This is a genomic window from Bradyrhizobium sp. SHOUNA76 (assembly GCF_023006445.1).
Classification (GTDB): Bacteria; Pseudomonadota; Alphaproteobacteria; order Rhizobiales; family Xanthobacteraceae; genus Bradyrhizobium.
In genome coordinates this window covers 1-13,779 of the sequence record NZ_JALBHA010000127.1, presented here as the reverse complement: position 1 = coordinate 13,779, position 13,779 = coordinate 1, and the positions used below count along the sequence as shown (strand labels likewise).

The window sequence follows — 13,779 nt, the reverse complement described above, 5'->3', positions numbered from 1 at the left end:
CGCGTCGTTGTCGCGGCCGCGCGTGAGGCCCGCGAGCAGCTCGGTGAAGGCATCGGCGATCAGTTCGAGCAGGATCGCCGCGCTGGCACGGATCTGCCGCACCGCGCGCGAGGGCAGCACCAGAAACGAAACCAGCAACCCCGTGATGGCGCCGACCGCGACCTCGCTGACGCGGTCGATCGCCGAGGTCATGGGATCGGAATGATGCATGGTCGGAACCAGCAGCACGATCACGGCGGTCACGGTGGCCGCACTCAGACTCGGATTGATCGCGGCGATGAAGGCGAGCGGGGCGACCGAGAGGACCAGCAATCCCAGCAGCCCGGCTTCGCTGGAATAAGGGATCAGGATCGCGATGGCACCGCCATAGATCGCGCCGCCGATGGTGCCGAGCATGTAGTCGCGCGTCGCCTTCAGCGAGCGGCCGACGCTCATCTGGGTCACGATCAGCGAGGTCAGGACCGCCCAGAGCGGCAACAGCAGATGCAGCGCGGTGGCGATCGCATAGGCCGCGGTCGCGGCGACCGTGACCCGGATCGCTAGCCCCAGTTGCGTCCGCCGCGACCTGATCCGGTCGAACAGCTGTCCTGCGAATGCCATCGTTGACGTCCCGATCCTTTTAAGGCCGAGCAGAAGCATGGCTGATGCCCGCGGCCGCAAGGCCGCTTGAAAGGCCAAATCAGCCCGCCTAACTTGCGCGCCAAAACGAGGAAACACGATGGCCCACGAAACTGCAACGCTCGCCGCCTATGTCTTCAATCTGAAGTACCAGGATATTCCGGCAGAGGTGCTGGATCGCGCAAAAGTGCTGACGCTGGACTTCCTCGGCAGCGCGATCCGGGCGCGGCGCGAGGCGGAATCGACCCCGTCAATGCTGAAAATGCTGGAAGCGCTGGCACTCGACACCAAGGGCGAATCCACCGTGTTCGGCGACAGCAAGACCTGGACGCCGGCAGTGGCCGCGCTGCTCAATGGCGCGCTCGGCCATTCCCTCGATTTCGACGACACCCACGCCGATTCCTCGCTGCATCCGAGTGCGCCGGTGGTTCCGGCCGCCTTCGCCGTCGGCGAGATGGTCGGCGCCTCCGGGCGCGACGTGCTGACCGAGATCGTCGCGGGCTACCATTTGATTCTGCGTATGGTGGCACTTAACTATGTCGGGCGCGGGATACCAAATGAATTGGGTATGACGCACTGGACGATCGGAGACCAACGATGACGACTGCCGTGACCATCAGCGATCGGGCCGCACGCCGGATTGGGGAGATCCTCAAGGGCGAAGGCTCTGGCGCGATGCTGCGCATCTCCGTCGAAGGCGGCGGCTGCTCGGGTTTCCAGTACAAGTTCGATATCGACCGTGCGCGCACCGACGACGACCTCGTGATCGAGCAGGACAATGCGGTCGTGCTGGTCGATTCCGCCTCGCAGCCGTTCCTGGAGGGGTCCCAGGTCGATTTCGTCGACGATCTGATCGGCGCCTCGTTCCGCGTCAACAATCCCAACGCCACGGCGTCCTGCGGCTGCGGGACGAGTTTTTCGATCTGAGCGCTTAGGCGCCGGTGATCTGCCTTTCCTCGTCCGTCCACTCCAGCTCGACCGGCATCAGCTCCGGCTGGAGTGGCGCGTCCTCAGACATCACGTGGCCGTCCAGCGCACGCAGCAATGCCGCGACCAGTGCCGGCTTGCGCAGCGGCTTGGCCAGGAAGTCCGACATGCCAGCCTCGCGGCAGATCCTGACGTCCTCGGGGAAGGCATTCGCGGTCAGCGCGATGATGGGCAAGCCCTCGAAGCGCCCGTCCTGCGCGCGGATCGCGCGGGTGGCGGCGAGCCCGTCCATGTCGGGCATGCGCACGTCCATCAGCACGACATCGTAATTGCCCTCGGAGGCAGCCGCGACGGCCTCTACGCCGTCGGTGACGACCCGCAGCTCGACGTCGAAGGCCCCCAACATCTTGCTCACGACCATGCGGTTGACCGCATCGTCCTCCGCGACCAGCACCTTCAGCGGCCGATCGAGGCCGGCGATGCGAGCCTTGAGCTCGTCGGCCTCGTCGCGGCCGGCCCTCTGCTCGGAGGCCTGCGCCTGGCTCCAGGGCAGCACCAGCGTGAAGCGGAAAGTTGAACCCTCCCCTGGCGTCGAGGTGACGCCGATCGTGCCGCCCATCTGCTCGATGATGCGCCGGGAGATCGCAAGGCCGAGGCCGGTGCCGCCGAAGCGGCGGCTGATCGAGGCGTCGGCCTGCGCGAAGTCGCTGAAGAGCTGGCCGAGCTTTTCGGGGGCGATACCGATGCCGCTGTCGGTCACCGTCCATTCGACGGTCGCCAGCAGGTCACGGCGCGCCTGGCAGGTCGCAGAGATCGTCACCCCGCCTTCATCGGTGAACTTCACCGCATTGGACGCGAGGTTGAGCAGCACTTGGCGGATGCGCGCGACGTCGCCGCGCAGCGTCGGCGGCAGGTTCGGATCGAGCTCGACCTTGACCGCCAGCCCCTTGCTCTTGGCACTCGCGCGCACGACGTTTGCGACCGTCTCGACCAGCGCCTGCGGGGCGAAGTCGATCGCCTCGAACGCGAAGCGGCCGGCCTCGAGCTTGGACAGGTCGAGAATGTCGTTGAGGATGCGCTGGAGATTGTCGCCGGACTCGCGGATCGTGGTAACCGCCTCGCGCTGCTCCGGATCGAGGTTGGTTTCGAGCAGCATGCTGGCAAGCCCGAGCACGCCGTTCATGGGCGTGCGGATCTCGTGGCTCATCACCGCCAGGAAGTCGGACTTGGCGCGGCTCTCGGCCTCGGCCTTCTCCGCGCGCCAGCGTTCGGTCACGTCGCGCCCGAAGCCGCGATAGCCGAGGAACTGCCCCTCGCGGTCATAGGCCGGCTTGGCCGTCAGCGACCACAGCCGCGCCTCGCCACCGGCGACGACCTTCAGATTCATCTCGTGCAGCGGCTCGTTCTGCTCCATCAGGCCGACGACGTTGTAGGCCGCGCTTTTGTCTTCGGGACACAACATGTCGAGCACGTCCACGAAATGCGATCCCTTCAGCAGCGGCAGCGGCAACTGAGCGACGTCTGCGAACCGTTCGGGCACGTCGATCAGATGGCCTTCGGCATCGGTCTGCCATAGCCAGTCGCTGGCGTTCTCCTGAAAATCCTTCAGCAGCAGCGAGATGATCTCGGTCTGGCGTTCGAGCTCGAGCTGGGCCTTGAGATTACCGAGGAACAGATTGCCCTGCGAGACGATGTTGCGCGCCATGAAAAATGCGAACAGCAGCAGGAACACCGCTGTCATCAGATAGGGCCCGGTGCCGCAGAGCAGCAGCGCGCCGGCGCAGGCGAGCGTGATGGTGGCGAGATAGACGAGGCCGGCACGCGGGAACGTCGAGAGCGTGAAGGCGCCGCCCGACATCATGCCGACCATCAGGCAGGCCAGGAGCAGCTGGCTGGTCGGCTCGATGCGGCTGAACAAGGCGAGCGGCAGCGTGCCCCAGATCGCGGCGAGGAACACGGCCTGCCGCAGCATCTGCTGCGCGGCGCGCGGTGTGGCCTCCTGCAGCGGATTCCGATGCGACCGCCGCCATGCGCGCACCGCGAGCGAGGCGGTGGTGGCAAGCGTCAGGCCCCAGATCGCGAGGAAGTCGTTCCAGCCCCTGCCCCAGAACAGGATCAGCACGATGGCGACGTTCAGCATCGTCACCGCCATCGTCACCGGGATCAGCTGCGTCACCGCGTCGATCTGCTTGGCGCGGATGCGGCGGATCTCGCGCTCGCTGAGATCGGCGGTCAGGCCGTCCTCGATCTCGAAGCCGCCGAGCCAATACAGGAACGCGCCGATCAGGCCGTCACGCGGCTCAGTTCGCTCTATCGACTTGTCCGGCCATCCCATCCGAGGAACCTTTTGACGATCAATGGCCTGCTGCCTGCTTAAGCCGGGTTAATTTTGTGGGAGATTTTGCGCCGTCCTTGACGGGCGCGTTTGCAGTTTGTTCTAACCATGGCCCCTGCCCGGAGCCCGCCGACATGACCATCAGAGTTGCCACCTGGAACGTGAACTCGGTCCGGCAGCGGATCGACCTCCTGCTGACCTGGCTGAAGGAGTGCCAGCCGGACATCGTCTGCCTCCAGGAGATCAAATGCGTCGACGAGGCCTTCCCGCGGCTGGAGATCGAGGCGCTCGGCTACAACGTGGTCACGCACGGGCAGAAGACCTTTAACGGCGTTGCCCTGCTCTCCAAGCTGCGGTTCGACGAGACCAAGTCGGGCCTCGCCGGCGACGACGAGGACGCCCATGCCCGCTTCCTCGAGGGCGTGGTGACGCTCAAGCGCGGGGTCCTGCGCATCGCCTGCCTTTATCTGCCCAATGGCAATCCGGTCGGGACCGAGAAATATCCCTACAAGCTCAAATGGATGTCGCGGCTTCTGGACTATTCAAAGGAGCGTCTCAAGACCGAGGAGCCGCTGATCCTCGCAGGGGATTTCAACGTCATTCCGCACGCGCGCGACGTGCACAACCCGGCCGCCTGGACCGAGGATGCCCTGTTCAAGGCCGAGACCCGCGAGAGCTTTCAGTCCCTGCTCGGCCTTGGCCTCACCGACGCCTTGCGGGCCGTCACCGACGAGCCCGGGCTCTACACCTTCTGGGACTACCAGGCCGGGGCCTGGCAGAAGAACCAGGGCCTGCGGATCGACCATCTGCTGCTGTCGCCCCAGGCCAGCGACCGGCTCGCCAATGTCGGCATCGACAGCTATGTGCGCAGCTGGGAGAAGCCGTCGGACCACGTGCCGGTGTGGGCGGATCTGGATCTGGAGGCGGCGTAGCCAGCAACGTCGTCATTCCGGGGCGGCTTGAAGAGCCGGACCCGGAATATCGAGATTCCGGGTTCGATGCTCCGCATCGCCCCGGTATGACTGCGCGGAGTGATTATTCCCGGCGGCCCTGCACCCACTGCTCCAGCATTTGGAGGGCCATGGCACGATCGTCGTCGGAGGCCTTGGCGAAGGCGCGGTTGTAGCTTTCCTTGATCCAGGTCTCTTCAATGCCGGCGCTGTCGCGCGCCAGGGTCAGCCACATCAGGCCGCGCGCGGCCTGCCGCGGCAGACGGTCGCCGTTGAACAGCATCTGGCCGAGCAGTGCCTGCGCCTCATGCTGGCCCTTCTGGGCGGCGAGGCCGAGCCAGCGCGCGCCATAGCGGTAATCCTCACGCGAGGCGTCCGGCGTCTTAAGGTACAGCCGGGCGAGGTCGTACTGCGCGTCGGCGTTGCCGAAATAGGAGGCTGCGTAGGAGAACATCTCCCGCGCCCGCTCCGGGTCCGACTTGATCTTCGAGTTCGGGATGCCGCTGAGATAATAGCGGCCGAGCGCGACGAAGGCGTTGGCCACGATCTGCGCCTGCGGCGCCGACGGGCTGTCCTCGGCATGCGCGTTGGCGATCCGGCTGAAATATTCGAAGGCGCGCAGATCGTCCTGGGCGACGCCGTCGCCATTGGCGTACATGCGGCCGAGCTTCCATTGCGCGATGGGGTGACCACCCTCGGCGGCATATTGCAGCGCACTGAGTGAGGTCTCCTGGGGCACAACCACCGGCGCGACCTTGCCGCGCACGGTCGCTGCGGTCCCAGGCAAGGTGGTCACGACCGGGATGGTCGCGTCCTTCGGGTTGACCGGGGCGCCGTCGAAGGCGAGCGCCGGCGCGGCCAGCGCAGCAGCCCCCAACACAAACGCAACTATGGCACGCCTAGATGTCCGCATAGCACTGTTTCTCGTGCGCGCCGCCCGGATGGGTTACTGCCCCCCCGACCGCTGGTCCAACCTGCTGAGCATATTTCCAGAGCGCACCCGACGTATGGTTAGTCGCGCGAGCGCTCCATTTGGTTTTGCGCTGGGCGAGCTCGGCGTCGCTCAATTTTACGTTAAGGGTACCGGCAACCGCGTCGATCTCGATAATGTCGCCGTCCTCGAGCAGCCCGATCGGCCCGCCAATGGCGGCTTCCGGCCCGACATGGCCGATGCAGAAGCCACGGGTGGCGCCAGAGAAGCGGCCGTCGGTGATGAGCGCGATCTTGCCGCCCATGCCCTGGCCGGTCAGCGCTGCGGTGGTCTGGAGCATTTCCCGCATACCGGGGCCGCCCTTCGGCCCCTCGTAGCGGATCACGATGACTTCGCCTTCGCGGTAGGTGCGCTTCTGGACCGCCTCGAAAGCATCCTCCTCGCGGTCGAAGCACCTGGCCGGACCGGTGAACCTGAGGTTGGACATTCCCGCGACTTTCACGATCGCACCTTCTGGCGCCAAATTGCCCTTCAGACCCACCACACCGCCTGTCACGGTGATGGGCTTGTCTGCCGGGTGCACCACGTCCTGGTGCGAATTCCACTTCACGCTCTTGAGGTTTTCAGCGATCGTGCGGCCCGTGACGGTAAGGCAATCACCGTGCAGGAAGCCGTTGTCGAGCAGCGTCTTCATCAGAAGCGGTATGCCACCTACTTCAAACATGTCTTTGGCGACATAACGGCCGCCCGGCTTCAAATCCGCGATATATGGTGTCTTTTTGAAGATTTCGGCGACGTCGAATAAGTCGAACTTGATGCCGCACTCATGCGCGATCGCCGGCAGGTGCAGCGCAGCATTGGTCGAGCCGCCAGAAGCTGCGACCACGGCAGCCGCGTTCTCCAGGGCCTTGCGGGTGACGATGTCGCGCGGCCGGATGTTTTGGGCGATCAGGTCCATGACCTGTTCGCCCGCGGTCATGCAGAAGGCATCGCGGATTTCATACGGTGCCGGCGCACCGGCCGAGTAAGGCAGTGCGAGGCCGATCGCCTCGGAAACGGTCGCCATGGTGTTGGCGGTGAACTGCGCGCCGCAGGCGCCCGCCGAGGGGCAGGCCACGCGCTCGATCTCGTCGAGGTCCTCGTCCGACATGGCACCGACCGAGTGCTTGCCGACGGCCTCGAACATGTCCTGCACGGTGACCTGCTGCCCGCGGAAAGTGCCGGGCAGGATCGAGCCGCCATAGATGAAGATCGAGGGCACGTTGAGACGGACCATCGCCATCATCATGCCCGGCAGCGACTTGTCGCAGCCGGCGAGCCCGACAAGGGCGTCGTAGGCATGGCCGCGAACGGTCAGCTCGACCGAATCGGCGATGCATTCGCGCGACGGCAGCGAGGAGCGCATGCCGTCATGCCCCATGGCGATGCCGTCGGTCACGGTGATGGTGCAGAATTCGCGCGGCGTACCGCCTGCCGACGCCACGCCCTTCTTCACCGCCTGGGCCTGACGCATCAGCGCGATGTTGCAGGGAGCCGCCTCGTTCCAGCAGGAGGCGACGCCGACGAAAGGCTGGTGGATCTGCGCGGTGGTCAGACCCATGGCGTAGAAATAGGACCGATGGGGCGCGCGCGCAGGGCCTTCCGTCACGTGACGGCTCGGCAGCCTCTGCTTGTCAATCTTCGCGCCCATCGCAAACCAGTTTCCCCGGTCAACCCTTTCAGACCCGAAAAATCAGAGCCAAGATTTGAATCGACCTTGGGATTTTCTCGTGGCGTCAAGGACTGCCCGCTACCTCCAAAACATTAGAGCGATTTTATTCATGTCTGGGTGTGGCCAAAAAGCGGCGGCGATGCGAACGGCCGGTGATGAGGGTTAAATCCGGGCCGGGTGTTGCATGGACGGCACAATCGTTACCGGGAAGACACGGGGGTGACTTACCGAGATACCCTAGGGATGACGCATCACAATCTTTGATTAATCCAAGTAACACGCCGACATCCGTTCGCTGACGAGATTCCCGCATGAGTCGGCCCTCTCGCGCACTCTCGTGTCCCGGACAAGCCACAACGCGTTGAGCGTTGCGGCGCAGAGCCGGGACCCAGAAGGCGACACGGCACAATGCTGGATTGCTTCCGCCTTCGCCAAGGCTTCGGCGGACAAGTCGCTGCGCTCGCATGACCGAGTTTGGTGCAACGGCATCGCTCTTCCAGCTGGTATCTCGCTGGCAGACACATCTTCCCGTTCTCGCGGCTGGTTTCGCCCGAGCTTTGCTTGGTCGCTCCGCCCTCTTGAGCCAAAAGGGCGCAGGGAAGGCCGGGTGCCGGCTGGCACCCGCGGTCCGCTGCGCGAAACGCGCACGCAGGAAGAACCGCGCAGCAGCATACAGGTGTCGCCGATCACTCGGCCTTCCCTGCGCGATGGTCGGACGGCTTATGCCGTGATCTCCCGGGAGCCGAACTTTCCTTCTGGCCTCCCTCGCCCCGCGAATTGGATGATGCAGTCTGCCCGGTTGGGCTCGCTCGCACCTTCGCGAAAAGCTTGACCGTAGCAACGACGGCCAGGACCACACGGTTTTGCCGTACGCACGGCCCGCCATTTCGCCGCAGTTTTCCCAGCCCTGTCGACAAAGCCGGAAACTTACAGGCGAGACGAACCTAACAGCGCCGCTCGTCCGCACGCGGCCGCGGGCTCACAGGGACTACCCGCCCTGCCCGCACCTCCCATGCCGACGCTGCCGCGTCCACCGCAGGCCCGGCTCGCGATGCGTGACGACACAAGATCGCCCCTCTTGGATGAGCCGGGATGGGCGACACATACGCCATTTCCGAATTTCGGTAAAGTGGAATATTTTTGCGCGAGCGGATTGACAGAGGGCGACACAGGGTGTCGCTCGTTCCGTCATCCTGAGGTGCGAGTGGCGCGATGCGCATCGCATCGCGCCGGGAGCCTCGAAGGATGAACGGCCACAGCCGGGCCGTCGCCCTTCGAGGCTCGCCGAAGAGGCGAGCGCCTCAGGGTGACGATGATGGTGCCGTAGCCCGGATGAAATCGCGCTCTGCGTGATTTGGACCTACTTTGAACAGGCCGCTTTTGAGCTGGATGCAAGTCTGTCTCTTAGTGCGGGGACCAGAGTGACGTTGCGATCGACGCGCGCAAGCGTGCCGGCTGCGAACGTCGCCGACACAACAGGTGCGTCATCGACGCAATGGTGTCGCCACTATCGGTCATGGAGCCAGTGGTGTTCCACGCGCTCGGGGTTGCCAAGAAGCCGAAGCCGCCAGCGAGTTGATGGACACAATCACGATCTTCGGGCTGCTGTCGGTCAGCGCGATGCTGCTGTTCTACGCGCTCGAGCCGCGCGGGCCAGATTATGTGCTGGCCTTCGCGGCGGCGTGCGCGCTCAGCGGGATTTACGGCTTCCTCCAGGGAGCCTGGCCGTTCGGACTTGTCGAGACGGTCTGGACGGCGGTCGCCGTGCGGCGGTGGGCCAAGGTCCAAACTCCGGTCTTGTAGCCCGGGTGAGCGCAGCGATACCCGGGATCCACTCGCTGGGATCCCGGATGTCGCTGCGCTCGTCTGGGCTACAGTCTGCCGGCTCAGGCCGACATTGCGCCCCTGCTGCCAAACGGATCGAGCAGCCGGACGATCTCGCAGACGGCGACGAGGCCGGCGAGCCAGACGGCGCAGGTCAGAGCGATGCGGGTCACGATGGCGGCGGTGAAGGCGCCTTCACCGCCGAGGAACGGCGTCGCGGCGAGCAGCGCGAGCTCGTAGGTCGCATAGGCAACAACCAACGTGATCGCCAGCATCAGCGGTGTGCGGCCCTGCGGCAGCGTGCGGAGCACGGTCGAAGCCACGGCAGTCGCGAGAAGCGCAGCGGCGCCGATGACAAAACCCCAGGCGATGGTGCTGCCATCGATCGTATAATGCAGCACGCCGAAACCGATGATCTGGTTCACGAGCCAGGCGCCGGTGACGACGAGCAACGCCGGGCGCGCCGGCAGCATTGCCGCGGCAACGACGGCGAAGGCCGCAAACGGCGTTGCGCAGGCGAAGGCAAAGCTTGCGAGCGCGCATGAGACCGTCAGCAGCGCAAAGCAGAACATCGGCGCAAGGCGCGGCGCGACCGGGTGAAGCCGGAAACGGTCGCCGTGAGACGGCTGGGTGTTAAGTGGCATGGGTGATCTCTTCTCGTTCGGATGCTCGTCCATTTCAGGGAATGTGATTAGAACGTGGCGCCGGCCTTGAGCAGATAGGTGCGACCGGGCAGCGGATAGGCGCTGAAGCGACCGTCCGTGAAGGTGCTTGCGATGGCGTAGTCGTAGTAGAACGCATTCAGCGCGTTGTTGACGCTGAGCGACCAGAAGTAGCGCTCATACTGGCCGCTGAGCTTGAGGTCGATCGTGCCGTTGGCGGGAATCGGCTTCTGGGTGCCCGCCTGATCGTTGTCCATGCGCCGCTCGCTCCAGAAGCGCGCGGTGGCATCGAGCACCAAATAATTCTGCCAGATGTTCCAGGTGACGCCCGCACTCGCGGTGTAGCGCGACACCAGCGGCACGTCATTGCCGGCCCAGACGCCTTCGCGGAAGACGGCGCGGGTGTAGGCCACGCCGGAGCGCAGCAGCAGAGCGTCGTTGACGCGATAAGACAGGCTGGTCTCCGAGCCGTAGCGGCGGGTCGGATCAAGATTGGTGTTGTAGAACAGGACCGGGTTGAAATGGACCTCGTTGGTGAGGTCCATCAGATAGAGACTGCTTTGCAGCTGCAGCCCGCCGCCCTTGATACGCAGACCGCCCTCGATGTCCTGCGAAGTCTGGGTCTTGAGCTGGAACGTTTGCGGGATCGCGGCGAAGGTCAGGGGATCGAACGAAGGCCCCGAGGACAGGCGCTCGTCCACGTCGGGCGTGCGGAACGCGCGCGCGGCGCGGCCGAACAGCGAGACCATGTCGTTGAGGCGATGCTCGGCCCCGAGATGCAGCGCATATTGGGTCTCGTTGCTCGTCAGCGGCAGCGCGCCGATGTCGGCGTTGAACGGCGCCGCCGGGTCGAAATTGTCGCGTGCCGCAAGACTGACGGTCTGCACCCGCGCGCCATAGGAGATGTCGGTCGTAGGCGCCACGCCCAATGTGTGCTGAAAATAGCCTGCGACCGTCTGCTGCCTGAGATCGTAATTGTGCCAGGAGGAGAGCCCCTGCCCGGCGCCGCGGTTCTGCTGAAAGCTCGCATCGTAATAGTCGATGCCGGTCAGGAGCTGCGACGGCATGCCGAGCATGAGGCTCTTCACACTGAGCCGCGGCGTGATCGACCACGTCGTCAGATGGGAATCGACATAGGTCGACGTGAAGAAGGCCGGAACCGGCACCGGGCTGGAGAAGAACGCGCTCTGCTGCTTCTTGTCGCGCACGCCGCCGTCGACGATGAGATCGACGCCGTTGACGAGGGTCTTGGTGAAGCCCGCTGTTGCGCTAAACCCCTGCTGGTTGGCGTAGTTGAACGGCGTGCTCGTCCCTCGCCGGTTGGTCTTGAGCTCGTCGAGGCCGATCGAGGGATCGACGGTGCGCCCGCCCGGCAATCGCAGCTCCTGATTGTCGCCCGTGACGGTGAGAAAAGCGGTCAGGCCCGGTGTTGAGTAATTGAGATTGCCGACGCCGTTTTGCTGGGAATAGCGATTGTTGTCGCGATAGCCATCGGTCCTGACGGCATTGCCATAGAACGAGGTCGACCACGGACCGGAATTGAGCGAGGTCGAGACGTTGCCGAGCCTGGCGTTGAACGAGCCGAAGCCGGCCTCGATGCGCGCGGTCACCGGCGGTCCGCCGACGCCGTTTTTGGTGACGATGTTGATCACGCCGCCGACGGCGTTGTCGCCGTAGAGCACCGCTCCCGAATTGCCGCGCGTGATCTCGATACGCTCGATGGAATTGAGCGGGATGGTGGAGAGGTCCACCTGTGCCATGTCGACGTCGTTCAGCCGCCGTCCGTTGACCAGCACCAGCGTGTTGGCGTTGGCAAAGGCGCCGAAGCCGCGCAGATCCACGCTGGTCTTCGCGCCGATCTGACCGCCATAGAACGTCGTGATCTGGGCGCCCGGGGTCTGCGTCGCGATGATCTCGGCTAGCGTCTGCGACGGCGAATGCGCGATATCTGCGGCCGTGATGACGGTCGTGGCGGCCCCGACGATACCGCCGTTGCTGGCGACAGCCTCGGAGCCCGAGCCGGATGAGCCGGCGCCATTGCCTGCCGGCGCGACATTCGCGGTTCCCCGGCGCTTCGTCGGCTCGCCGTCACCGATCGCCCTGGCGCGGGTGCGGTTCTGATCGTCGGGCTTGGTCACTTCGATCGGCGGCAGTTGCTCGGCAAGGGCCTGCTGGGCGAAGGCGGGGGACAGATCGAGCGAATGGAGGGAAACGGACGCGAGCAGGCCGGCGCTGAGGCGCCTGGCGGCAGAGACAAGACGGGACACGGTTGTAAACCTCGGTATGACGTCAGTGGCACGTCACAGCGAACGAGGTTTCACGGCAGAGCGATGGATTGCTCCGGTGAAACCAATGTCTGTACTCCCCGACCGACTTCTTCGCGTGTGACCACGGCTGACGGCAGGTCTCCTGGCTCGCGGGTCGTTACCTTACGTCGCCTTCCCAGGACCGAGATTCCCAGTGGCATAGGACGAAAGATTCACCGCTTACAGTTGCGGGGGCAGCCGTGGCGTTGAGACAAATCCCCGTTGGGACAATCCCGCACCACATTCCCTTTTGATCTCCGTGAGGAGAACCGTCACCGATCAACTTACGTGGCGTCACGCCGGGGAGTCAATCGACGGGCGGCTGTTGTCACCGCCCTCAGGTCCGCCCTCGCATACGCTGGGCCTGGGCCCAGGCGACAGCGACGTCGCGAGGCGGAGCATCGACGCGCTTGATCGGGGTCAGTTCGCCGGAGGCCGAGACGATCGCGGTTTCCTCGCGCCGGCAGCGCGTGCAGACAAAGCGGACCTCGTGCGGGGACGCCCACCAGCTCGACCGCTTCACATTGGCCGCCATCGGCCAGGCATCGCAATGCGAGCACGAGACCAGAAATCGACCGGGATCGAGCATACCCATTTCCATCGGACTCCGCGTCCTGCCGCCACCTTCAATGTTTAACCCAAGTGAATCGTTCCGGTGCCCAAGCACCGCCAGCTCCTGTTCCTTGGAAGCCGGCGATCTCGGGCTCGCCGTTCCCGGCCGCCACAGGCGTCAGGATCTCAGCGCGCGCCCTTGAGGGTGCAAGAGGTCGTGCAGGTGACCGTGGTGCCGCGATCGCACGATTTGCAGGCATTGACGCACTGGTTCATGTCGCGGGGATTGTAGCTGTAGTTCCGCATCGGGCAGGCCGACGTCGAGCCGGTGATGTCCTGCTCCTGATCGCAGGCCGCCGTCATGAGCGCGAATATGATCACGGCAACGAGGCGCATGTGATTGCCCTGTCAAGCATGGCAAATGACACTCGCGAGTCGCGCTGCACTGCAGCGACCCCGGCCTTCCAGCACGAGCAATCGCTCGCGTGCTTCAAGGATGCGCGCCAAACATTAAGAACGGATTGCAGGCGGCGTCAGGCAGCAGCCTTGGTCGCGATCGCCTGGCGCATGTCCGCCGCCAATTGGCGGTACTGCTCCGAAAGCTTCAGATAGAACTCGCGTTTGGTGCTGTCGGTGGCGAGCCTGGCAATCAGCTCGCATTCGGCGGTGAGCGTCTCGAACCGTTCCAGTCTGTTCTGAAGGTCTGTCATCGGCGTGTCCCCGTCAAACGCCTCAAGGACACCCAACCTAAGCCCGGGAAATAGGTCACGGCGAACATCGTTATCGAGTAGAATCAATTTTTGCAGTCCGGCAGCCTATTTGCTGTCCAGCCGCCAAGCGCCATCCCAGACGGCGTCCGGCGGGTTGGCGTCGAATTGCGCGATGCGGCCGAGCATGGTGCGCGAGGGGCCGTCACCGGGGACGGCTTCGAGCGCCGCGTTGAAGGCAGCGCGTGCCTCATCG

At 64.7% G+C, this 13,779-nt stretch carries 13 protein-coding genes and 1 riboswitch; of the genes, 4 read left to right on the top strand and 9 right to left on the bottom strand.

Going from position 1 to position 13,779, the window contains the following annotated elements; genetic code table 11:
- A partial coding sequence (locus tag MOV74_RS16190; RefSeq protein ID WP_246924126.1) for an aromatic acid exporter family protein occupies positions 1-600 on the bottom strand: 600 nt, incomplete at its 3' end.
- A gap of 118 nt (positions 601-718) precedes the next feature.
- On the opposite strand from MOV74_RS16190, the gene MOV74_RS16185 reads away from it, so the two are divergent.
- Positions 719-1,219, top strand: a complete 501-nt coding sequence (locus MOV74_RS16185) for an MmgE/PrpD family protein (RefSeq protein WP_258719536.1) — start codon at positions 719-721, stop codon at positions 1,217-1,219.
- Positions 1,216-1,545 (top strand): iron-sulfur cluster insertion protein ErpA, encoded by a 330-nt coding sequence (gene erpA, locus MOV74_RS16180; RefSeq protein ID WP_212084647.1) that lies wholly within the window; start codon positions 1,216-1,218, stop codon positions 1,543-1,545. Before MOV74_RS16185 ends, erpA begins: the two co-directional genes overlap by 4 nt.
- Before the next feature lie 4 nt (positions 1,546-1,549).
- Here erpA and MOV74_RS16175 read toward each other — a convergent pair whose 3' ends face one another.
- On the bottom strand, positions 1,550-3,880 hold the full coding sequence (locus MOV74_RS16175; protein WP_246924122.1) for an ATP-binding protein: 2,331 nt from the start codon (positions 3,878-3,880) through the stop codon (positions 1,550-1,552).
- Positions 3,881-4,014: 134 nt separating this feature from the next.
- Between MOV74_RS16175 and xth the strand changes: the two genes are divergently transcribed.
- On the top strand, positions 4,015-4,812 hold the full coding sequence (xth, locus tag MOV74_RS16170; RefSeq protein ID WP_246924119.1) for an exodeoxyribonuclease III: 798 nt from the start codon (positions 4,015-4,017) through the stop codon (positions 4,810-4,812).
- 103 nt (positions 4,813-4,915) lie between these two features.
- On the opposite strand, the gene MOV74_RS16165 is transcribed toward xth, so the two are convergent.
- Together MOV74_RS16165 and ilvD are read right to left on the bottom strand one after the other, a co-directional pair.
- Positions 4,916-5,743 (bottom strand): tetratricopeptide repeat protein, encoded by an 828-nt coding sequence (locus MOV74_RS16165; RefSeq protein ID WP_246924114.1) that lies wholly within the window; start codon positions 5,741-5,743, stop codon positions 4,916-4,918.
- Positions 5,730-7,451, bottom strand: a complete 1,722-nt coding sequence (gene ilvD, locus MOV74_RS16160) for a dihydroxy-acid dehydratase (RefSeq protein ID WP_246924110.1) — start codon at positions 7,449-7,451, stop codon at positions 5,730-5,732. Before ilvD ends, MOV74_RS16165 begins: the two co-directional genes overlap by 14 nt.
- A gap of 1,599 nt (positions 7,452-9,050) precedes the next feature.
- On the opposite strand from ilvD, the gene MOV74_RS16155 reads away from it, so the two are divergent.
- Positions 9,051-9,275, top strand: coding sequence for a hypothetical protein (locus MOV74_RS16155; RefSeq protein WP_246924106.1), 225 nt, complete (start codon positions 9,051-9,053; stop codon positions 9,273-9,275).
- Positions 9,276-9,358: 83 nt separating this feature from the next.
- On the opposite strand, the gene MOV74_RS16150 is transcribed toward MOV74_RS16155, so the two are convergent.
- The 5 genes from MOV74_RS16150 to MOV74_RS16130 form a co-directional block, all read right to left on the bottom strand.
- Positions 9,359-9,940 (bottom strand): hypothetical protein, encoded by a 582-nt coding sequence (locus tag MOV74_RS16150; RefSeq protein ID WP_246924102.1) that lies wholly within the window; start codon positions 9,938-9,940, stop codon positions 9,359-9,361.
- A 47-nt stretch (positions 9,941-9,987) separates the two neighbouring features.
- Positions 9,988-12,225: a TonB-dependent receptor domain-containing protein gene (locus tag MOV74_RS16145; RefSeq protein ID WP_246924099.1), complete on the bottom strand. Its 2,238-nt coding sequence runs from the start codon at positions 12,223-12,225 to the stop codon at positions 9,988-9,990.
- Between the two features lie 114 nt (positions 12,226-12,339).
- Positions 12,340-12,553: riboswitch (cobalamin riboswitch) on the bottom strand.
- Positions 12,554-12,601: 48 nt separating this feature from the next.
- Positions 12,602-12,853, bottom strand: a complete 252-nt coding sequence (locus MOV74_RS16140; protein ID WP_246924094.1) for a hypothetical protein — start codon at positions 12,851-12,853, stop codon at positions 12,602-12,604.
- 149 nt (positions 12,854-13,002) lie between these two features.
- On the bottom strand, positions 13,003-13,212 hold the full coding sequence (locus MOV74_RS16135; RefSeq protein ID WP_246924091.1) for a hypothetical protein: 210 nt from the start codon (positions 13,210-13,212) through the stop codon (positions 13,003-13,005).
- A 137-nt stretch (positions 13,213-13,349) separates the two neighbouring features.
- Positions 13,350-13,526: a hypothetical protein gene (locus MOV74_RS16130; RefSeq protein ID WP_246924088.1), complete on the bottom strand. Its 177-nt coding sequence runs from the start codon at positions 13,524-13,526 to the stop codon at positions 13,350-13,352.
- Positions 13,527-13,779 lie beyond the last annotated feature (253 nt).